This window comes from Halomonas sp. BDJS001, assembly GCF_026104355.1.
Classification (GTDB): Bacteria; Pseudomonadota; Gammaproteobacteria; order Pseudomonadales; family Halomonadaceae; genus Vreelandella.
On the sequence record NZ_CP110535.1, the window covers coordinates 1861051 to 1881641 of the forward strand.

16 protein-coding genes and 1 pseudogene are annotated in these 20591 nt (G+C 55.9%); 14 read left to right on the forward strand and 3 right to left on the reverse strand.

What is annotated here, in order from left to right:
- Positions 1 to 25: 25 nt before the first annotated feature.
- From murD to lpxC, 9 genes are all read left to right on the forward strand, one after another.
- The gene (gene murD / locus OM794_RS08435; protein ID WP_226249795.1) at positions 26 to 1414 is read left to right on the forward strand and encodes a UDP-N-acetylmuramoyl-L-alanine--D-glutamate ligase; all 1389 of its coding nucleotides are present in this window, start codon (positions 26 to 28) and stop codon (positions 1412 to 1414) included.
- Positions 1411 to 2592: a putative lipid II flippase FtsW gene (gene ftsW, locus OM794_RS08440; RefSeq protein WP_226249796.1), complete on the forward strand. Its 1182-nt coding sequence runs from the start codon at positions 1411 to 1413 to the stop codon at positions 2590 to 2592. The genes murD and ftsW overlap by 4 nt, the downstream gene beginning before the upstream one ends.
- A gap of 30 nt (positions 2593 to 2622) precedes the next feature.
- Entirely contained in the window at positions 2623 to 3720 is a 1098-nt protein-coding gene (gene murG / locus OM794_RS08445; protein ID WP_226249797.1) for an undecaprenyldiphospho-muramoylpentapeptide beta-N-acetylglucosaminyltransferase, read from the forward strand.
- A 17-nt stretch (positions 3721 to 3737) separates the two neighbouring features.
- Entirely contained in the window at positions 3738 to 5183 is a 1446-nt protein-coding gene (gene murC / locus OM794_RS08450) for a UDP-N-acetylmuramate--L-alanine ligase (RefSeq protein ID WP_226249836.1), read from the forward strand.
- Positions 5180 to 6121, forward strand: a complete 942-nt coding sequence (locus OM794_RS08455; RefSeq protein ID WP_226249798.1) for a D-alanine--D-alanine ligase — start codon at positions 5180 to 5182, stop codon at positions 6119 to 6121. Before murC ends, OM794_RS08455 begins: the two co-directional genes overlap by 4 nt.
- A 40-nt stretch (positions 6122 to 6161) precedes the next feature.
- Entirely contained in the window at positions 6162 to 6875 is a 714-nt protein-coding gene (locus tag OM794_RS08460; RefSeq protein WP_088698603.1) for a cell division protein FtsQ/DivIB, read from the forward strand.
- A gap of 330 nt (positions 6876 to 7205) precedes the next feature.
- On the forward strand, positions 7206 to 8495 hold the full coding sequence (gene ftsA / locus OM794_RS08465) for a cell division protein FtsA (RefSeq protein ID WP_088698604.1): 1290 nt from the start codon (positions 7206 to 7208) through the stop codon (positions 8493 to 8495).
- Positions 8496 to 8529: 34 nt separating this feature from the next.
- On the forward strand, positions 8530 to 9705 hold the full coding sequence (ftsZ, locus tag OM794_RS08470) for a cell division protein FtsZ (protein WP_226249799.1): 1176 nt from the start codon (positions 8530 to 8532) through the stop codon (positions 9703 to 9705).
- Between the two features lie 133 nt (positions 9706 to 9838).
- Positions 9839 to 10750 (forward strand): UDP-3-O-acyl-N-acetylglucosamine deacetylase, encoded by a 912-nt coding sequence (gene lpxC / locus OM794_RS08475; RefSeq protein ID WP_226249800.1) that lies wholly within the window; start codon positions 9839 to 9841, stop codon positions 10748 to 10750.
- A gap of 170 nt (positions 10751 to 10920) precedes the next feature.
- Here lpxC and OM794_RS08480 read toward each other — a convergent pair whose 3' ends face one another.
- A complete protein-coding gene (locus OM794_RS08480; protein ID WP_226249801.1) occupies positions 10921 to 11382 on the reverse strand; it encodes a DUF721 domain-containing protein in 462 nt (153 codons plus the stop codon).
- 110 nt (positions 11383 to 11492) lie between these two features.
- Between OM794_RS08480 and OM794_RS08485 the strand changes: the two genes are divergently transcribed.
- The 4 genes and pseudogenes from OM794_RS08485 (at position 11493) to OM794_RS08500 (ending at position 17048) form a co-directional block, all read left to right on the forward strand.
- A complete protein-coding gene (locus tag OM794_RS08485) occupies positions 11493 to 11855 on the forward strand; it encodes a hypothetical protein (protein ID WP_226249802.1) in 363 nt (120 codons plus the stop codon).
- 89 nt (positions 11856 to 11944) lie between these two features.
- Entirely contained in the window at positions 11945 to 14677 is a 2733-nt protein-coding gene (gene secA, locus OM794_RS08490; protein ID WP_265154494.1) for a preprotein translocase subunit SecA, read from the forward strand.
- A gap of 66 nt (positions 14678 to 14743) precedes the next feature.
- Positions 14744 to 15972: pseudogene (gene argJ / locus OM794_RS08495) on the forward strand (bifunctional glutamate N-acetyltransferase/amino-acid acetyltransferase ArgJ).
- A gap of 119 nt (positions 15973 to 16091) precedes the next feature.
- On the forward strand, positions 16092 to 17048 hold the full coding sequence (locus tag OM794_RS08500) for a Nudix family hydrolase (RefSeq protein ID WP_226249804.1): 957 nt from the start codon (positions 16092 to 16094) through the stop codon (positions 17046 to 17048).
- A 132-nt stretch (positions 17049 to 17180) separates the two neighbouring features.
- On the opposite strand, the gene OM794_RS08505 is transcribed toward OM794_RS08500, so the two are convergent.
- A complete protein-coding gene (locus OM794_RS08505; RefSeq protein WP_211593548.1) occupies positions 17181 to 18083 on the reverse strand; it encodes a carbon-nitrogen hydrolase in 903 nt (300 codons plus the stop codon).
- Positions 18084 to 18093: 10 nt separating this feature from the next.
- Entirely contained in the window at positions 18094 to 19161 is a 1068-nt protein-coding gene (locus OM794_RS08510; protein ID WP_211593547.1) for an agmatine/peptidylarginine deiminase, read from the reverse strand.
- 178 nt (positions 19162 to 19339) lie between these two features.
- On the opposite strand from OM794_RS08510, the gene OM794_RS08515 reads away from it, so the two are divergent.
- The gene (locus OM794_RS08515; RefSeq protein ID WP_211593546.1) at positions 19340 to 20581 is read left to right on the forward strand and encodes a lipoprotein-releasing ABC transporter permease subunit; all 1242 of its coding nucleotides are present in this window, start codon (positions 19340 to 19342) and stop codon (positions 20579 to 20581) included.
- Positions 20582 to 20591: the final 10 nt, after the last annotated feature.

Sequence of the window (20591 nt, forward strand, 5' to 3'; positions counted from 1 at the left end):
GGCATGAGGCGAGAGGGAGCCTGTGATGGTTCGAGTTGCTAAAGGTTTAACGCTGGTGGTGGGGCTAGGCGTATCGGGACGTGCGATATGCCGCCATTTAAGCCGCTTGAATGTGCCCTACATGGTCGCGGACACCCGTGCTGAACCACCGGGGTTGAAAGAGTTTCAAGCCGCTCATCCTGGCATTGAGGTTCACTGCGGCCCACTAACGTTGCTGGATCTGCGCGAGGTGGCAGAAGTGGTGGTTAGCCCAGGGCTTGATCCGCGCATGCCGGGCTTAAAGGAGCTAGCGGATCAACTCAATCCACGTACAGGCGAACCGAGGGTAGTGGGCGAAATTGCCCTCTTTGTGCGTGCTGCTAAGGCCCCCATTGCAGCCATCACCGGATCCAATGCCAAATCAACGGTTACGACGCTGCTAGGTGAAATGGCCGCTGCCGCCGGTGTTAAGGCGGCGGTGGGCGGGAATCTTGGGGTTCCTGCGCTGGATTTGTTGGAGAGCTATCCCGATGCCGAACTGTATATCCTTGAGCTTTCAAGTTTTCAGCTTGAGACGACTCCCTCTCTGGGGGCTAGCTGTGCTGCCTTCCTGAATTTATCCGAAGATCACCTTGACCGTCATGGGGATATGCACGGTTATCGTGCCGCAAAGCAGCGTATTTTTATCGGTGCAGAGAGCGCCGTGGTGAATGCTGATGAGCCCCTCACCTGGCCGACGTATCCTGTTGACCAGGTGGCTTACTTTTCTCAGCGTACTCCGGAGGATAATGCGTGGGGGCTGGCGCTTTACCACAATAAGCTAACGTTAATGCAGGGCTCCGACCCTTGGATGGCGATAGATGAGTTAAAGATCGCTGGTCAGCACAACTACCTCAATGCATTGGCTGCGCTGGCCATGGGGCAGGCGTTGGGCTTTGCCGCGGGGCCAATGTGCAGCGCGCTGGGGGAATTTAAAGGCTTGGAACACCGCAGTGAACTCATTGCGCAAATTAACGGCGTCACCTGGGTCAACGACACCAAGGGTACCAATGTTGGCGCTACCTTGGCGGCCATTAATGGCATTGGCGCGACGTTGGAAGGGCGGTTGATTTTATTGGCGGGCGGGGTCGGCAAGGGCGCTGATTTTTCTCCCTTGGCTGAGCCTCTTTCGAAGTGCGCGCGCCACGTGTTGCTATTCGGATTAGATGCTCCACGATTAGCCGACGCCTTGCTTGAACACGTTAGCATTCGGCAGGTAGAGGACTTAACCCAAGCGATGGAAGCAGCGTTCGAACTCGCCCAGCCGGGGGACTGCGTGCTGCTATCACCCGCCTGTGCGAGCCTAGATCAGTTTGCCAACTACCAGCAGCGCGGGGATGTGTTTCGCCATTGGGTGCAGCAAAAGGCATCCTCAACAGGCAAGGGGGCGCCATGAGTCGACTTCAGCGGCTGCGCACGACGCTTTCCACCCGTGAATTGCCCTGCGATGTTTGGTTAATCGTGGCGGCGGTAGCCCTGGCGGGTTTGGGGTGGGTCATGGTCAGTTCGGCATCGATTGGTTTGTTGGAAGATACCTATCACTACTCACGTCAGCATGGCGTTTTCCTGGTGCTTGCCATCATCGCCTGCGTATTTATGCTCTGTGTTCCGCTTGAAGTGTGGCGCCAGAATGCAGCGCTGATTCTGCTTGCCAGTATCTTTTTGTTGATTGTGGTGTTGATAGTGGGGCAGGAGATCAATGGCAGTAAGCGCTGGATTGCACTGCCAGGGCCCCTGCCCAGTTTGCAGGTGTCGGAATTCGCCAAGGTCGGGCTGATTTTTTACATGGCGGCGTTTATGTCGCGTTTCACGTATGACTTGCGTCGTCGAGCGTTCAGCATGTGGCGCCCGCTGGCCGTCCTGGCGGTTCCCGCCGGATTGCTTTTTTTAGCACCTGATTTCGGCGGTATGGTGGTCTTTACTGTTTGCGTGATTGGCATGCTGATGATGAGCGGTGCATCGCTGGTGCTGTTGGGTGGTAGTGGGCTGCTGCTTGGCTCCGGTGCGGTCATGATGGTGGTGATTGAGCCCTACCGACTGGCACGCTGGACCAGCTTTCTGGATCCCTGGGCCGACCAGTTTGCGACCGGCTACCAGTTAACCCAAGCGTTAATAGCCTTCGGGCGGGGGCACGTCACCGGTACCGGGCTGGGCAATAGCGTGCAAAAACTACACTACCTGCCCGAAGCGCATACCGACTTTATCTTTGCAGTCATCGCTGAAGAGCTGGGCATGATCGGTGCGATTATCGTCGTGCTGTTGTTCACACTATTTATTGCCCGCGCTATGTGGATCGGCCGTAAAGCAGAGCTGGCCGGGCACCTGTTTGGCGCTTATGTTAGCTATGGGATCGGCTTTGTGGTCGCCGCGCAGGCATTTATTAATATGGCGGTGAGTTCTGGGCTATTGCCGACCAAGGGACTGACGCTGCCGCTGATGAGCTATGGCGGTTCCAGTTTGCTAGTCACGGGCATTATGGTTGGCTTGCTGCTGCGCACAGATGCCGAGACACGGCATCGGCCCAGACGTGCGTCCACCCCGTATAAATCCCGCCATGAGCCGCGTTTATCGTAACGCTATGCCGCGTGTTATCAGGAGTTTGATGTGACAACGAACGTTAGCCGACGAGTACTGATTATGGCGGGTGGCACTGGCGGGCATGTGTTTCCAGCCTTGTCACTCGCCAGCGCTTTGCAGGCGCAGCAGGTCGACGTTGAGTGGTTGGGTAGCCCTAGGGGCATTGAAAACCGCTTGGTGCCTGAAGCGGGTATTAAATTACATACAATTGCGGTTAGCGGGCTGCGCGGCAATGGCTTGACGGGCTGGCTAAAAGCACCACTGAACCTTAGTCGTGCGGTACTGCAAGCGCGTGCGGTTATTCGAGACTTTAAACCTCAAGTGGTGGTCGGATTGGGCGGCTTTGCCAGTGGCCCCGGCGGCTTGGCTGCATGGTTGACGCGCGTCCCGCTGGTTATCCATGAGCAGAACGCCGTAGCAGGCCTGACCAATCGCGTCTTGTCACGACTGGCTAAACGAACCTACGCCGCTTTCCCTGAAGCCTTTGGGGCGCGTGCCGATGTCATTGGCAACCCAGTGCGTGACGACATTGCCGCCCTGGGGAGTTCACCGCGAGACGAGGCAACGCTCGCTTCCCGGCCTCTGCGTCTGTTGGTGGTGGGTGGATCCCTCGGCGCTGTAGCCCTTAACGAATGTTTGGCTCCTGCGCTGGCGACACTGCCCATTGAGCAGCGTCCCCAGGTTCGCCATCAGGCGGGAAAGGGGCGTGAGCAGGCGACGGCAGACAATTATCAGCAGCACGGCGTGAGCGCAGAGGTGAGTCCTTTTATTGATGATATGGCCGCTGCCTACGAGTGGGCTGATTTAGTGGTGTGCCGCTCGGGGGCACTGACCGTCGCAGAGTTGGCGGCGGCGGCTAAACCGGCACTGCTGGTGCCGTTCCCGTTTGCTGTCGATGACCATCAGCGCATCAACGCCCAGGTGCTCGTCAAGGCGGGGGCCGCCAAGTGCGTGGTTCAGTCTGAGCTGACCGTTGAGCGGTTAAGCGAATTTTTAAACCAATTGCTCGTCCCAAATACCCTGGCGGCAATGGCGGCGAATGCACGCCAGGCTGCCCATTTAGATGCCACAAAGCGCTTGGCTGAAGGGTGTTTGGCGATGGTGCCGTTAGGAGACTCTGCGTGATCGATTCGGACAACAACATGACACCCGCACGTACCACCGCAGGCCCCGGTATGCGCCGGATTCGGCGGCTCCATTTTGTCGGTATTGGTGGCGCAGGAATGTGTGGTATTGCCGAGGTGCTAGCCAATCAGGGCTACACCGTTAGCGGCAGTGATGTGAAAACCTCTTCAGTCGTGGAGCGGTTGCGTCAATGTGGTGTCAGTGTAGCGATTGGCCATGCTGAGGCCAATGTGCAAGGCTCGGATGTGGTGGTGGTATCGAGTGCCATTGATGAAACCAATCCAGAAATTCGCTGGGCCCATGAGCACCGTGTGCCGGTGGTGCGTCGGGCTGAAATGCTCGCTGAGCTAATGCGGTTTCGTCACGGTATCGCCGTGGCGGGCACCCATGGTAAAACCACCACGACCAGCTTAACGGCGACGCTGTTGGCCGAAGGTGGCTTGGATCCCACCTTTGTGATTGGCGGCAAGCTGACCAGTGCCGGTGCCAATGCCCGCCTAGGTGAAGGCGACTATTTGGTTGCCGAAGCCGACGAGTCCGATGCATCGTTTTTGCACTTACAGCCAATGGTGTCGATTGTTACCAATATTGATGCTGACCATATGGCGACTTATGGCGGCGACTTTGAGCGCCTTAAAAGTACCTTTATCGAGTTCCTGCACAACTTGCCGTTTTATGGTTTAGCAGTGCTGTGTATCGATGACCCTCATGTACGTGTGCTGTGTGAGCAGGTGAAGCGGCAGTTCGTGACCTATGGGTTTGATAGCGATGCCGATTATCGCATCGTTGATTTTGCCCAATGTGGCGGTGAAGTCTCCTTCACCGCGCTACGCCCAGGGGGCGCCGCGCCGTTAGACGTGCGTTTGGCTATGCCGGGTCGCCACAATGCCTTAAACGCCATGGCCGCGATTGTGGTCGCTACCGACGCTGGCGTGAGTGATAGTGCTATTCTGAGCGGCCTGGCAAGTTTTGCCGGTGTAGGGCGCCGTTTCCAGGTACATGGTCACTTCCCAGCGCCTAAAGGTGGCGGTGATATCATGTTGGTGGATGATTATGGTCACCATCCCCGTGAAGTTGATATGGTGATCCAGGCGATTCGCGCCGGCTGGCCAGATCGTCGGCTGGTCATGCTATATCAGCCTCATCGCTATAGCCGTACCCGCGATTTATATGAAGACTTTGTCAGGGTGCTTTCCCAGGTCGACACACTGGTGCTGCTGGATGTTTACAGTGCCGGTGAAACGGTTATTCCTGGCGCTGAGGGGCGTACCCTGGCGGGGTCTATCCGCCAACGCGGCGAAGTCGACCCGCTGTTTGTCGAGCACAAGCATGAGTTACCTGCACTGTTAACCAACGTATTACGCCCCGGCGATATTTTAATTACCCAGGGCGCTGGTGATGTGGGCGGAATTTCCCTGCGCCTGGCAAAGGCACAGCTAGTGATGAACGAGGTGGATTTGTGAGCGTTAACGTAGCCTCCCCCAACTCTCTTGGCAAAGTCGTGGTCGTTTATGGCGGCACCTCGGCTGAACGGGAAGTATCGCTTAAAAGCGGTGCGGCGGTGCTTGAAGCGCTGCAGCGTAAAGGTATTGATGCCTGTGGCTATGATCCCCAAGGCGGTGGCCTGGCTGGCTTGGAGCAACTGGCGCCATCGGTGGTCTTTGTTGCCCTGCACGGCCGCGGCGGTGAGGATGGCACGCTGCAGGGGGCACTGGAGCTGTTGGATATTCCTTATACCGGCAGTGGGGTGCTTGCCTCGGCGCTGGGAATGGATAAGCAGCGCACTAAGCAGGTGTGGAGTGCGGTTGGGCTGCCCACCCCTGAAAGCATTATGCTGGCTGCCAGTTCTGACTGGTCAGCGGTGGTTGAGCAGTTAGGTTTACCGCTGATTGTTAAGCCGGTGCACGAAGGCTCTACGCTGGGCATTAGCATTGTAAAAAGCCAGGCAGCGCTAGAGGCGGCCTATCACGAAGCGGCCCAGTTCGACGCCCGGGTGATGGCGGAGCGCTTTGTCGTAGGCGATGAGTATACCGTGGCGCTGCTGGGTGATCAGGTGCTGCCTGCTATTCGCGTAGAAGTTCCTGGCGGCTTCTACGACTATGAAGCCAAATATATTGCTAATACCACCCAATACCATTTGCCTTGCGGCTTAACTGCTGAGGATGAGGCTGCACTCGCTATGCTGTGCCAGCAAGCGTTTATGGCCATAGGCGGGGCAGGTTGGGGGCGGGTTGATGTCATGCGTGATAGTGAAGGTCGTTTTTGGCTACTGGAGGTCAATACGGTACCCGGCATGACCGATCATAGCTTGGTGCCTCAAGCGGCAGCTCATGCAGGCATTAGCTTTGATGACCTAGTGCTACAAATACTCAACACCGCAGATGAGTCGTTCACCGCATGAGTAATGACTTGTTTAAAAGCGCCTTATTAAAAAGTGCCTTATGAAAAGGCGTAATGCTTGGTTGGGAATTATCTTGCTTGCGCTGCTGATGGGAGCCGGTGGACGGGCGCTATGGTTATGGCTGGATCGTCCAATTGAGCGGGTGTCTATTCGCGGTGAATGGGAATATGTCAGCGCCGACTACCTGCGCACTCAGCTGGCGCCTCTGGTGGTCGATGCCACTTGGCTGTCGGCTGATTTGGGCGAATTGCGTGACCGCGCACTGCAGGTGGGCTGGTTAAACGAAGTGCGGATATCCCGTGAGTGGCCGAACGCACTGGTGTTCGAGCTGGTTGAGCAGCAGCCCGTCGCGCGCTGGAACGATGATTTTTTACTCAACCCTGAAGGTGAGCCTTTCGCTTTTGCGCCCTTATCGCCACCAGCGGGTTTGCCGGATCTGGCCGGTCCCGCGGGCAGCAGTGAAGAAGTGTTGGACTATTACCACCGATTAAAACTTCACTTTGAGCAGTTATCGCTGAACCTTACTCAACTTCGTTTAGAGCCGCGCGGTGCCTGGCGGCTGCAATTAAACGATGGCGCTTGGGTGATGTTGGGTCGACGTCAGCATGAAGTGCGCTTAGCAAGATTGTCGGCTTCATGGCAGCGTGAGTTGTCGTCTCTGGCCGAGCAGATCCGCTATATTGATCTGCGCTACCCCAACGGCGTTGCTGTTGCATGGCATGGAGAAAGTGAATTTGCTGTGCAAGATGAGTAACTCTTCTATTACTTGATGCAAATAAGGTGTAAAAGTGAGTGGTTGCCATCGTTGAAAAAGCCACTAATCGGCTTTAAATTGCTTCACAAGGCTATTATTGTGGGTTTGCACTAGTCGTATTGCGACTATTGTTTCTATACTATGGGCCAGACGCGGGTTAAATAGTTTTTAATTTCGGCTATTGGTACTTATCGGCTATTGGTACTTAGCGAGTGTCTGAGACACATCACTGATTATTTCGGGTAGCACGCTTTCAATGTTAAGCGTTGGATTAAGCGCCACCCTATTTATATTTATTTTTAACAATGACGCAAGGAGATTTCCCGACTCATGGCAGGCTCACCCAACGCATCCAATATGGTGGTCGGGCTGGACATTGGAACGTCCAAGGTCGTCGCGATAGTCGGTCAACCTACCGATGATGGCGGAATTGAAATTGCAGGTATTGGTTCGCACCCTTCGCGTGGCATGAAGCGCGGGGTGGTGATCAATATCGAATCAACGGTACAGTCTATCCAGCGCGCCGTTGAAGAAGCAGAGTTAATGGCCGGTTGTGATATTCACTCGGTATACGTTGGCGTAGCAGGCAGCCATATTAGTTCCATGAACTCAGATGGCGTTGTGGCAATAAAAGAGCGCGAAGTGACACCCTCTGATATTGAGCGCGTAATTGACTCCGCAAGGGCTCGCGCCATTTCTGAAGGTCAGCGAGTGCTCCACGTGCTGCCTCAGGAGTTTTCGATTGATGCCCAGGGCGGCATACGTGAGCCATTGGGTATGTCCGGTGTGCGCTTGGAAGCGCAGGTGCACCTGGTAACCGCCGCTTTAAACGCGGTGCAGAATATTGAAAAGTGTGTCCGCCGCTGCGGTTTAGAGGTTGATGCTATTATCCTAGAGCAGCTAGCCTCTAGTATGGCCGTGCTCACCGAGGATGAGCGTGAGCTTGGTGTCTGTATGGTCGACATTGGCGGCGGAACGACCGATATGGCGATTTTCAGCGAAGGCGCCATTCGCCACACGGCAGTCATTCCTATCGCCGGTGACCAGGTCACTAACGATATTGCCATGGCGCTGCGAACACCCACGCAGCACGCTGAAGAGATCAAAGTTAAATACGCTTGCGCGCTAACGCATTTAGCCGCAAGTGATGAAATGATCAAGGTACCTAGCGTAGGTGATCGTCCTGCGCGTGATCTATCGCGTCAAGCGCTCGCCGAGGTGGTAGAACCGCGTTACGAAGAGCTGTTTACGCTAGTAAGAGACGAATTGCGTCGAAGTGGCTATGAAGACATGGTGGCCGCAGGCATAGTACTTACCGGTGGTACCTCGCGCATGGAAGGGGTTAGCGAATTGGCAGAAGAGATTTTCCATATGCCCGTTCGTATCGCATGTCCGCAAAACGTAAGAGGTTTGGCGGATGTAGTGTGTAATCCGATCTATGCGACGGGCGTTGGTCTGCTGCATTATGCCTTGCAGGAAACGCGTCATGGGCAAGGTCTAAGAAGCCACGGGGGAGTCGTTGCGGCCCATAAGGGCCGTAACGAGCTTTCCCGGCGTGATATCAAGGAAGACCATTCGGCGCTGGCAAGAATTAAAGGCTGGTTCAAAGGAAATTTCTGACAGGGCCGCAAGCGCGGTTCAGGAGACGGGGCTTATGTTCGAATTGGTAGATAACGCACCCTCGAGCAGTGCGGTCATCAAAGTGGTTGGCGTTGGCGGCGGTGGCGGCAATGCTGTTAACCACATGGTCGAAAGCAATATTGAAGGCGTTGAGTTTATCTGCGCCAACACGGATGCCCAGGCGCTTAAACGCGTATCGGCAAAAACAGTGCTGCAACTGGGCAGTGAAATCACTAAAGGGCTAGGCGCAGGCGCCAACCCTGAGGTGGGACGCCAGGCAGCAATGGAAGATCGTGAGCGCATCGCAGAATTGTTGGTGGGCGCTGATATGGTCTTCATCACTGCTGGTATGGGCGGTGGTACAGGAACCGGAGGCGCGCCGGTGGTGGCTCAGGTCGCCAAGGAGCTTGGGATTCTCACCGTTGCCGTCGTAACGCGTCCCTTCCCCTTTGAAGGGCCAAAACGTATGCGCGCTGCTGAAGAGGGCATGAAAGAGCTCTCTGAACACGTAGATTCGTTGATCACTATTCCCAACGAAAAACTACTCTCTGTGCTGGGCAAGAACGCCACGTTGCTGACGGCTTTCAGTGCGGCGAACGATGTACTGCTGGGCGCTGTGCAAGGTATTGCAGAGCTGATTACCAGTCCGGGTATCATCAACGTCGACTTTGCTGATGTGCGCACCGTTATGTCTGAAATGGGCATGGCGATGATGGGAACCGGTGGTGCCACGGGTGAAAACCGTGCTCGCGAAGCGGCTGAGAAAGCTATCCGTAGTCCGCTGCTGGAAGATATCGATCTGCACGGCGCCCGCGGTATTCTGGTCAACATCACGGCAGGGCCCGACTTGTCCATCGGCGAGTTCAATGATGTAGGTGCTACGGTTCAAGAGTTTGCCTCTTCAGACGCCACCATTGTCGTCGGCACCTCCATTGATATGGAAATGTCCGATGAGCTGCGCGTTACCGTTGTGGCTGCGGGTTTAGATGGGCAAAAGCCCAAAGCAGCGGCGCGGGAACCCGCCCGTCGTTCAGCGGCGGAATCGTCTGATTACCGCAAGTTGCAGCAGCCAACGGTCATGCGCCAGCAGGCAACAGCCCGCGCTGAAGCACCCGAAGCGGCAGCAAAGCCTCGTCCTGAAAAGCGTCGCGCTTCCGAAGCCGATGACTATCTGGACATTCCCGCGTTTCTACGCCGACAGGCGGATTGATCTCGATATCAGGCTCACTGTAACCGCGAGCGAGCGTTTTATTGGCTAAAACGCTCGTTTGCTGTTAAAGTGAACACTGTTTGATAACTTTTCCCCTGCGGTTATTACCGTCATAAGAGCTCGGCTACTATCCATGATCAGACAACGCACCCTACAAAACGTCATTCGCGCCACCGGAGTGGGCCTGCATTCTGGCAAAAAAGTCCATCTGGCTTTGCGTCCGGCGCCAGCCAATACTGGGATTGTGTTTGTTAGAACCGATCTGGATCCCGTTGTATACGTTCCCGCCCGGGCAGAGTTAGTCGAAGATACCAAACTCTGTACGGCTCTGGTTTCGAATGGGGTCAAGGTGGCGACCGTTGAGCACTTGATGTCAGCCTTTGCTGGGCTGGGCATCGACAATGCTTACGTAGATGTTAGCGAGCCTGAAGTGCCTATTATGGACGGTAGCGCTAGCCCGTTTGTGTTTTTGATTCAGTCAGCGGGTATTTTGGAGCAGGAGGCGGCGAAGAAGTTTATTCGCATCAAACACCGGGTAGGGGTGACTGACGGCGATAAGGAGGCGGTTTTCTTACCCCATCAAGGGTTCAAGGTCTCCTTTGCTATCGACTTTGATCATCCTGTTTTTGAGCAGCAGAAACAGACCGCGCTGATCGATTTCTCGACCACCTCGTTTGTTAAAGAGGTCTCTCGCGCACGTACGTTTGGGTTTATGCGTGATTTAGAGTTTTTACGCTCTAATAATCTGGCGTTAGGCGGCAGTTTAGATAACGCCATTGTGGTTGATGATTACCGTATTGTGAATGAAGGCGGTCTACGCTACGAAGATGAGTTTGTTAAGCATAAGGTATTAGATGCGATCGGTGACTTGTACCAGTTAGGTTACAGCCTGATTGGCGAGTTTCGGGGAGTCAAGTCTGGTCATGCGTTGAACAATCAGTTATGCCGCGAGTTGCTGGCGCAACCCGATGCCTATGAAATTGTCACTTTTGAAGAAGAAAAGGCCGTGGCGCCGATCTCCTATGTCGCTCCCGCAATGGCCTGATGCGGCATCGCCTTAGGGGTTGTGCGAGTGCCTTCTATCAGTAGGTTTCTATTAGTACGTTGTTTGATTATTAAAGCATCGCTTAGGCGGTGCTTTATGCTTTTTGGGCAGTGACCGGAGCGGTGAGCCTCCTGGCTGCAGCTTGCTGGAATCAGAAAGCAGCGGGGCTGTCACTTGGGTGGTCTGGCGTGAGATGCCAGCCTCTCCAAGGCGCGTTTAAGCGCAGGATGGGCGGTGTCCTCCGCGCACTCAGCGAGTGTTTTCCCTGCATCGGCTGACAGGCTGCGTGTGTTTCGTGGTGGCGCCACAATAGGGCGTACTGGGCGTACTTTAAAAGTAAAGCCGTTGACCCCTTCAAAGCCGGGCAATTGATGAAGTAGTTCTAGTAAGCGTGGTTGTTCAAAGCGCAACCACGTCAACCAGCCCGCCTGGCCACTAATCAGCGTTAAGCGACCTTCGCTGAAGCCACCCACAAAAATATGCTCCCGCATCTCTTCGGGGAGGTGGGCGCGCAGGTGGCGTTGAGCCTGATCAATTAGCCGAGAGAGGCGCATTAATTGATTAATATCGCCCGACTTTGAGAGCAAGCGGGCGATGGGCTGGGCGCGCGAACGCTTAACCTTTATACTCATACGCTTAATTCCTAGGTGCTGCTATTTTAGGCACCATGACTAATGACGTCGGCCACCTTCGCCGATGACTGATTAGCTCACTTTATCACGCTCAGGAGTCGGTCCACAGCATGTCACCTACGCTTGATGTTCAATCTGCTTTGCCGCGGCGTCATCGTCGTTACGGTTTAGCGCGTTGGTGGCTGGCTGGCCTGTTAGTAAGCTGCCTTTTACCCGCCAGTTTAAGCCCTGCGGATGCATTTCGTGGTAGCGAACGTAGCGCTACTATCTGTTTTTGGGTGCCCGCCATTCTGCGCGCCCAGTCCCACTGGGTAGCCAAGCGCCGACGCGCCCAGCAGCGCTGGGCTAAAAGCCCCCAATATTTTGCGCCTGTACGGCGTCTATGCCACTGGCTAGCCCCGATGACTCTGCTGGTTGCGGCACGGGATGTCTTGACCCAGCGCGGCCCGCCTTCCCGCCAAGCCTATCGTTAATACATCTACTTTGTGCATGCTGCGCAGATAAGCAGCATGCATTGAAAGGGCAACGTCCGCTGGGACGCTCGTGAATATTTGGATATTTCATGCTTAATAATTTATTACGTAAAGTCGTGGGTTCTAAAAATGACCGCGATGTTAAACGCATGCACAAGAATGTGCCGCATATCAATGCTTTGGAAGCGGAGCTCGAGGCCATTAGTGATGCTGAACTACATGGGAAAACGGCTGAACTGCGCCAGCGTTTAGAAGCCGGTGAGTCCCTTGATGCATTGCTGGCCCCCGCGTTTGCCATCGTACGAGAAGCCAGTAAACGCGTTATGGGCATGCGTCATTTCGATGTGCAGATGGTGGGCGGCATGACCCTGCACCGTGGTCGTATTGCTGAAATGAAAACCGGTGAGGGTAAAACCCTGGTAGCGACCCTGGCGGTGTATCTCAATGCGCTACCCGGTAAAGGCGTTCACGTGGTGACGGTGAACGACTATCTGGCCCGTCGTGATGCGGAGTGGATGCGCCCGCTGTATGAGTTTTTGGGCCTTAGCGTGGGCGTTATCTTCTCCGGTCAGACGAGTGAAGAGAAGCGTCATGCCTATCAGTGCGATATTACCTACGGTACCAACAACGAGTTCGGCTTCGATTATCTGCGCGATAACATGGCGTTTTCGTTAGAGGATAAAGTTCAGCGGGGTCTGCATTATGCGATTGTCGATGAAGTCGACTCCATTCTGATCGATGAAGCACGTACGCCGCTGATTATTTCTGGAGCGGTGGATGAAAATACAGATCTCTATAAAGTCGTTAATCAACTCGCCCAGCAGCTTGAAAAGGGCGAAGAGATTGAAGACGAAGAGGCAACGGTTGTTGGTGACTTTTTAATCGATGAGAAGCAGAAGCAGGTAGAACTAACCGAGCAGGGGCATAATAAAGTTGAAGAGCTGATGCGCGCTGAAGGGCTGTTGGGCGATGGCGAGTCGCTGTATGCCGCGCAGAACCTTAACTTGCTCCAGCATATGCACTCGGCCCTGCGTGCCCGCTATCTCTATCACCGCGATGTCGACTACATCGTCTCTGAAGGTCAGGTGGTGATCGTAGATGAGCATACTGGCCGCTCCATGCCGGGGCGTCGCTGGTCGGAGGGTTTGCACCAGGCCGTCGAAGCCAAAGAGGGCGTCACGGTTCAGCGGGAAAGCCAAACGCTAGCCTCGACAACCTTTCAGAACTACTTCCGTCTGTATGAAAAGCTCGCCGGTATGACCGGCACGGCAGATACCGAAGCCTTTGAATTTCGTCAGATTTATGGTCTCGACGTAGTGGTGATTCCTACCAACCGGCCACTGGCCCGTAAAGACCTCAACGACCTGGTCTATTTGAGCGCTGAAGAGAAATACGAAGCGATTATCAAGGATGTTAAAACCGAGACAGAGGCCGGGCGCCCGGTACTGGTGGGCACGGCGTCTATTGAAACCTCGGAGTATCTCGCAAAGTTGATGCGTGACGCAGGCCTGACCTTCAGCGTACTGAATGCCAAGCAGCACCAGAGTGAAGCCGAGATTATTGCCCAGGCAGGCCGCCCAGGAGCGATTACCATCGCTACCAACATGGCCGGTCGCGGTACCGATATCGTTCTCGGCGGTAACTGGGAGGCCGAAGTCGCCAAGCTGCAAAACCCGAGCCAAGAGCAGATTGATACGCTTAAAGCCGAGTGGCAAGCGCGTCATGATGGCGTGCTGGCCGCTGGCGGCCTGCACGTAGTGGGCTCTGAGCGCCACGAGTCCCGGCGTATCGATAACCAACTGCGCGGTCGTGCCGGGCGTCAGGGCGATCCTGGCTCGACGCGCTTCTTCCTGTCACTGGAAGATAGCCTGATGCGTCTGTTTGGCTCTGACCGCGTCAAACGCTTAATGCAGGCATTGGGGCTGGAGCATGGCGAAGCCATTGAGCATAAGATGGTCTCTAACGCTGTTGAGCGTGCCCAGAAGAAAGTCGAAGGGCGTAACTTCGATATTCGTAAGCAGCTGCTTGAGTATGATGACGTTGCCAACGACCAGCGCCGGGTGATCTACGACCAGCGCAATGAGATTCTTGCTGCGGATAACGTTGCTGATGCCGTTATCGGTATTCGTGAAGAGGTGATGGAGTCGGCTATCAGTGACTACGTGCCGCCCCAGAGTCTGCCTGAACAGTGGGATCTGCCCGGCCTGGAAGCGCACCTGAAAACCGAGTTCAACCTTGACGCGCCAGTGGTTCAATGGGCTGCCGAGAATGATCGCTTCAGCGAAGAGCAGTTGCGTGAGCGGCTGCAGACCATGCACCGTGAAGCCTACGCCGCCAAAATCGAGGCGGCGGGCGAGAAACTGATTCGTCGCTTTGAGAAGCAGGTCATGCTGCAAGTGTTGGACACGCGTTGGAAAGAGCACCTTCAGTCAATGGATCATCTGCGTCGCGGGATTCACCTGCGTGGCTATGCGCAGAAAAACCCCAAGCAAGAGTACAAGCGTGAATCCTTTGAGCTCTTCCAGCATCTGCTAGAGCACATTAAAGCCGATGTCACGCGTATTCTGAGCCACGTGCAGGTTCGTCAGCCCGAGGAAGTGGACGCCCTTGAGCAACAGCGCCGCGAAGCGCTGGCGCGGGAAACCGCCACAGCGGCTAGCCGCCATGACGCTCCCGCCGCGGAGCAACCCGAAAACGAGCAAGAAGCACCGGGTATAGATGGCCGCCCTGTGCGTCGCGAGGGCCCAAAAGTGGGTCGTAACGATCCCTGTTTTTGTGGCTCGGGTAAAAAGTATAAGCAGTGCTGCGGAAAACTAAGCTAACGGTGTCCGTTTTTGAGACCGTTTTTGAAAGGTCTGTAAAACGGTCTTTGTCTAAAGGAGAGAATCATGGCGGTTGGAAACACTCCCTTTCCAGAGTTGCCACCCCTACAAGGGGTGCGCCTGGGGGTTGCAATGGCGGGTATCAAAAAGCCGAATCGTCGTGATGTGGTAGTGATTGAGCTCCCAGAGACTACGACGGTGTCAGGGGTCTTTACGCTTAATGCGTTCTGCGCCGCCCCCGTGGTCGTGGCGAAAAAGCATCTGGAGCAGTGTCGCACTGAAAATCGTTCGCCACGCTTTTGGCTGATCAATACCGGCAATGCCAACGCGGGAACCGGCGAAGCAGGCTTGCGCGATGCACAAGCTAGCTGCGCTGAACTGGCCAGGCAGGTAGGCGTGACTGAGCAGGATGTACTGCCATTCTCAACCGGCGTGATTGGTGAACCGCTGCCGATGGATCGCCTATTAGCGGGCTTTGCGCCAGCGCTTGAAAGCCTGTCCAGCGACAGTGCTGCCTGGGAGCAGGCGGGGCAAGGTATATTGACCACCGACACCCGTGCCAAAGGCGCCACCGTCACGCTGGAAATAGGCGACCAGCAGGTGACCATTAACGGCATCGCTAAAGGGTCGGGCATGATCAAACCCAATATGGCGACCATGTTGGGGTTTGTGGTAACCGATGCTGCTATCGAAGCACCGTTACTGGATCGTCTGCTACGCGAAACCGTCGATCGCTCATTTAACTGTATTACCGTGGACAGCGATACCTCCACCAACGACGCCTGTATGTTAGCGGCGACCGGCACGGGGCCTCGCATCGCCGATGAAGAGCAGCTTGCCGTTTTCAGCAACGCCTTGCAGCGAGTGATGACTGAGCTGGCGCAGGCGATTATTCGCGATGCAGAAGGGGCAACGAAATTCGTTACCCTTCAGGTGGGTGAGGCTAAAATCGTCAAGAGGCGCTTGATGTGGCTTTTACCGTGGCTCACTCGCCGCTGGTGAAAACCGCGCTTTATGCCTCAGATGCTAACTGGGGGCGTATTTTAGCAGCCGTTGGGCGCGCGCCTGTGAGTGACTTTGACGTCAATCGTGTGGTGATTGATTTAGGTGATGTACGCCTGGTGGAAAAGGGCGGACGTGCAGCAGGCTACACCGAAGCAGCGGGAAGTGCCGTAATGGCGCAGTCAGAAATTACCATTCGCATTAACTTGGGGCGCGGGGAAGAGAGTGCCACGGTGTGGACTTCTGACCTCTCCCATGACTATGTGTCTATCAACGCGGATTACCGCAGCTAGTCATTCGTTCCTCGCAGCGGATTAACTGGCAGCGATAAAGGTCATGCGCAGCGAGATAGCACCGGTGCCATCGGCATTGGTGCGCGCAGTGGATACAGACGTAACGAGTATATGAGTCTATGAGCATAAAGGTAAAACGACGGGTTCACGTCGCGGCAGCTGCCATTATCAGCGCCGATCAGCAGCAAGTACTGATCGCCCGTCGGCCGTCGAACGTTGACCATGGCGGATTGTGGGAGTTTCCAGGCGGTAAGCTGGCCCCTTATGAAACCGGCCTTGAAGGGTTAAAGCGCGAGCTGCACGAGGAGCTCGGCGTTGAGATTGTCTGTGCCCAGCCCTTGATTCGCGTCCACCATGAGTACCCCGACAAGCATATCCTGCTCGATGTATGGCAGGTGCATGAGTTTGCGGGTGAACCCTTTGGCCGTGAGGGACAGGCGGTGCGCTGGGTGCCCATGAGCGAGCTCTCCAACTACCCCTTCCCAGCGGCTAATTTGCCGATTCTGCGCGCGGTAAGGCTGCCTACCGAGTATTTAATTACCGGGGAAGAGGTGGATGAAGCGCGTTTTGATGCGTTTTTGGAACGCGCACTGCGTGAAGACAACATTCGCCTGGTACAACTGCGCGCCAAGCAGTTGGATGAGGCGGCTTATCTGGCCCGCGCCCAGCGTGCATTGAGTCTGTGTCGTGAGCACGGTGCTCGTCTGCTGCTTAACGGTGAACCGGCGCTGCTCGATCAGATTGACGCCGACGGTATTCATTTGACCAGTGAACGCTTAATGCAGTTGGAGCGCCGTCCGATTGCTGAAAGCAAGTGGCTGTCGGCATCAACGCATAACCAAACGCAGCTTACCCAGGCAGCCGTGTTGGGATGCGACTTCGTTAGTCTCTCGCCGCTACGCACCACGCCATCGCATCCCGAAGTTGCGCCCCTCGGTTGGCATGATTTCCAGCAACTGGTCGAACGCGCAGGTATGCCGGTGTTTGCACTGGGCGGAATGACGCGCTTCGATGCCAACCACGCCCGTGCCGTGGGCGCTCAAGGGATCGCCTCAATCCGTGACTTCTGGAAGTAACGCGCCCGGCCAGAACGCATAAAAGCGCTATAGTAGTGAAAAACGCCTGCCTGGGAGTTATCCAGAGCAGGCGTTTTTTATTGATGCCCAGCTCGGCTTACACGTTAGCGAGGAGCGACGTTTAGTCTACGCCTAGTCCCGGTAGCGGCGGGTTAGGTCTTCATAAGCGTCCACACGGCGGTCACGCAGATAAGGCCAGATGCGGCGGGTATTTTCACTGCGCGCCATATCAAGGGTAACGACCAACTGCTCTGTCTCTTCCCCCGCATGGGCAAGTAGTTCTCCCTGCGGCCCGCAGACAAAACTGCCGCCCCAGAACTGAATGCCATCGCCAACCCCGGAGTGATCCGCCTCAAAGCCAACCCGGTTGGCCACCAGTACGGGCAAGCCATTGGCCACGCCATGGGCGCGCTGAATCACTGTCCAGGCATCTTTTTGGCGGCGCTTCTCTTCCCCGTCGTCATTGAGATCCCAGCCGATCGCCGTGGGGTAGAGCAGCAGGTCGGCGCCGGCCAGCGCCATCAGTCGGGCGGCTTCAGGGTACCACTGATCCCAGCAGACCAATACGCCGAGACGGCCTAGCGATGTTTCAATAGGGGTAAAGCCTTCTCCACGGGCGCTGTCATGATCCCCCGGGGTGAAGTAAAACTTCTCATAAAACCCTGGGTCATCGGGAATATGCATCTTGCGATACTGGCCAACGCGGCCTTTGGCGCGGTCATAGACCACGGCGGTATTGTGGTAGAGACCCGGTGCGCGGCGCTCAAATAGCGAACCGACCAGGACAATATCCAGCTCCTTAGCGAGCGCCGCCAAGCGCTGGCCGGTCGGGCCGTCAAGGGGCTCTGCCAGGTCAAACAGCGAAGGGTCTTCAAACTGGCAAAAATAGTGGGTGGCATGCAGTTCTTGAAGCAGCACCAACTGTGCGCCTTGCTCAACGGCACTGCGAATGCCAGCTTCACTGGCAGACAGGCTTTGGGCTTTTTCCGGCCACGCGGGTTGCTGCACAACAGCGACGGTTAGCGTTGTCGACATGGTGACTCCTTTAGCAAATAGCGGTCGTGGTAGGCGTGCCCCGGGCAAGCGTGCCTTTCGGAAGCTGCATGGTTAAGCAGTGCAAGCTGCCATGTTGGCGAATAACGCTGACGCACTCAATAGGGATGAGCGTATGCTCGGGAAAAGCAACCGCCAGCGCTTGCAGGGCGTTGGCATCCGCCGGGTCGCCGTAGGTAGGCACTAGTACGGCCTGATTGATGATCAGGAAGTTGGCGTAGGTGGCGGGCAGGCGGTGGCCATCCTCCGGGTCAAAGCAAGCCTGTGGCCAGGGTAGAGGGATAAGCCGGTAGGGCTCGCCATTGCGTTGCCTGAAAGCCAGCAGCTCCTGCTCCATGGCTGCCAGGGCCGGGTAGTGCGGGTCGTTGGGGTCATCGCAACGCACGTAGGCGATGGTGGTTGGGTTGCAAAAGCGTGCCAGCGTATCAATGTGGCTGTCGGTATCGTCGCCCTCCAAGTGGCCGTTGGCCAGCCACAGTACCCGGTCGACGCCGAAGTCTTCGCCAAGCTGCGCTTCTATCTCTGCTCGGGATAGCGTGGGGTTGCGATTAGGGTTAAGCAGGCAGGCTTCGGTGGTAAGCAGGGTGCCTTCGCCATCGGTTTCTATACCGCCACCTTCCAGCACTAGATCGCGCGAGGCCACCGGGCAGGCCCAGGCACCCGCATCGGCAAGCCACTGGGTGAGACGGTTATCGTGCTCGGCAGGAAACTTACCGCCCCAGCCGGTGAAGATGTAATCGAGCATCAAACACTGGCCATCTTCATCGACCACGCTGATCGGGCCGTGATCCCTTGCCCAGGTGTCGTCGCTGGGTGCGACAATAAGCAGCAGGCGTTCAGCGGGCACCCCGCAGGCACTAAAAACGTTGGCCAAGCGCTGTTTAGTGGGCTCGTCGGGCACGCAAATAAGCACCCGCTGATAGCGCGCCGTGGCAATGACAATACGTTCGAGGGTGGCTTCGATGCGCGCAAGCAGAGGCGCCCAATCGCCATCTGGGCGAGGCCAGGTCAGTTGTATCCCATCCTGGGGATACCATTCGGGTAGCAAACGATACGTCATAAAAGTGCAGCCCCAAGGTCAGCAGTAAATCGGCGCAATGTAGGGCGTGGCGGGGCAAGTTGCAAGCGTCACGTTTTAATCTGAACGCTAACGGCGCAGACCGCTCTAATGGCCGTTTGAACATGCACAGTGACTAAAAAAACCGTACCATGAGCGCTTATTGATAAGGAATGACGCCATGCTTGATCGTTTGCCTTTCCTGGTGGGGCTGCGCTACGTGCGCGCTAAACGCCGGAACCACTTTATTTCGTTTATTTCACTTACCTCAATGTTGGGGTTAATGCTGGGGGTCGCGGTACTTATCTTGGTGTTGTCGGTGATGAACGGCTTCGACCATGAGCTGCGCACGCGTATTTTAGGCATGGTGCCCCATGCTAAAATAGAGTCCCGAGTGGGTATGGTCGAGTGGCAAACGTTAGCCGAGGAGTTGATGCAGCGCGAACGTGTCATCGGCGCTGCGCCCTATGTTGAACAGCAGGGTATGTTCTCCGTGGGGGGGCGCAATCAGGGGGCCATGGTTAACGGCATTGATCCTGATTGGGAAGACCGTGTCTCGATTATCGGCGAGCACATGCGCCAGGGCGAACTGAGTGATCTGGTTCCCGGCGAGTGGCACGTAGTGCTGGGCTCCATGTTAGCGCGTAACTTGGGTGTTGGCGTGGGCGACCGCGTGACGCTGCTGGTGCCTGAAGCATCGATTACCCCCGCCGGGGTATTTCCGCGCTTAAAGCGCTTTACCGTTAGCGGTATTTTTAGCGTCGGGGCTGAATTGGACGCCAATTTGGCCTACGCCAATATCGAAGATATGCAAACGCTTGCCCGGCTAGGTGATGCGGTCGGTGGGCTTCGTCTAGAGTTGGATGACCTGTTTGCAGCCAGCAGCGAAACCCAGGCGATTCTCAATGAGCTTGGGCCGGAGTATCGGGGCAGCGACTGGACGTTCTCTCAAGGCAATCTTTTCCAGGCGATTCAGATGGAAAAGCGCATGATCGCACTGTTGTTAACCGTCATCATTGCCGTGGCAGCATTTAATATCGTTTCGACGCTGGTGATGGTGGTGACCGATAAGCGTGCGGATATCGCCATTCTGCGGACGATCGGTGCTAAGCCGAGCTCGATTATGGGGATTTTTATTGTTCAGGGCATGGCCATCGGCTTTATTGGTATCGCCATTGGGGTAGCCGTGGGTGTGCTGCTGGCGCTGACCATTGCTGATCTGATTGGCTGGGTGGAAGGCACGCTGGGGATCCAGTTCTTGGATGCGGGTGTCTACTTTATTAGCGATCTGCCTTCTCGCCTGCAGTGGAATGATGTCAGTCGCATTGTTTTGGCAGCCTTTGGTCTGACGTTCCTGTCGACACTCTATCCCGCTTGGCGGGCGGCAAAAGTTCAGCCAGCGGATGTGTTGCGCTATGAATAATGGCTTCAGG

Bases quoted from the DNA above. Each gene is read 5' to 3' on its own strand.
- murD (WP_226249795.1), top strand. From the start codon at position 26: ATGGTTCGAGTTGCTAAAGGTTTAACGCTGGTGGTGGGGCTAGGCGTA.
- ftsW (WP_226249796.1), top strand. From the start codon at position 1,411: ATGAGTCGACTTCAGCGGCTGCGCACGACGCTTTCCACCCGTGAATTG.
- murC (WP_226249836.1), top strand. From the start codon at position 3,738: ATGACACCCGCACGTACCACCGCAGGCCCCGGTATGCGCCGGATTCGG.
- OM794_RS08460 (WP_088698603.1), top strand. From the start codon at position 6,162: ATGAAAAGGCGTAATGCTTGGTTGGGAATTATCTTGCTTGCGCTGCTG.
- ftsA (WP_088698604.1), top strand. From the start codon at position 7,206: ATGGCAGGCTCACCCAACGCATCCAATATGGTGGTCGGGCTGGACATT.
- ftsZ (WP_226249799.1), top strand. From the start codon at position 8,530: ATGTTCGAATTGGTAGATAACGCACCCTCGAGCAGTGCGGTCATCAAA.
- lpxC (WP_226249800.1), top strand. From the start codon at position 9,839: ATGATCAGACAACGCACCCTACAAAACGTCATTCGCGCCACCGGAGTG.
- OM794_RS08480 (WP_226249801.1), bottom strand. From the start codon at position 11,382: ATGAGTATAAAGGTTAAGCGTTCGCGCGCCCAGCCCATCGCCCGCTTG.
- OM794_RS08485 (WP_226249802.1), top strand. From the start codon at position 11,493: ATGTCACCTACGCTTGATGTTCAATCTGCTTTGCCGCGGCGTCATCGT.
- secA (WP_265154494.1), top strand. From the start codon at position 11,945: ATGCTTAATAATTTATTACGTAAAGTCGTGGGTTCTAAAAATGACCGC.
- OM794_RS08500 (WP_226249804.1), top strand. From the start codon at position 16,092: ATGAGCATAAAGGTAAAACGACGGGTTCACGTCGCGGCAGCTGCCATT.
- OM794_RS08505 (WP_211593548.1), bottom strand. From the start codon at position 18,083: ATGTCGACAACGCTAACCGTCGCTGTTGTGCAGCAACCCGCGTGGCCG.
- OM794_RS08510 (WP_211593547.1), bottom strand. From the start codon at position 19,161: ATGACGTATCGTTTGCTACCCGAATGGTATCCCCAGGATGGGATACAA.
- OM794_RS08515 (WP_211593546.1), top strand. From the start codon at position 19,340: ATGCTTGATCGTTTGCCTTTCCTGGTGGGGCTGCGCTACGTGCGCGCT.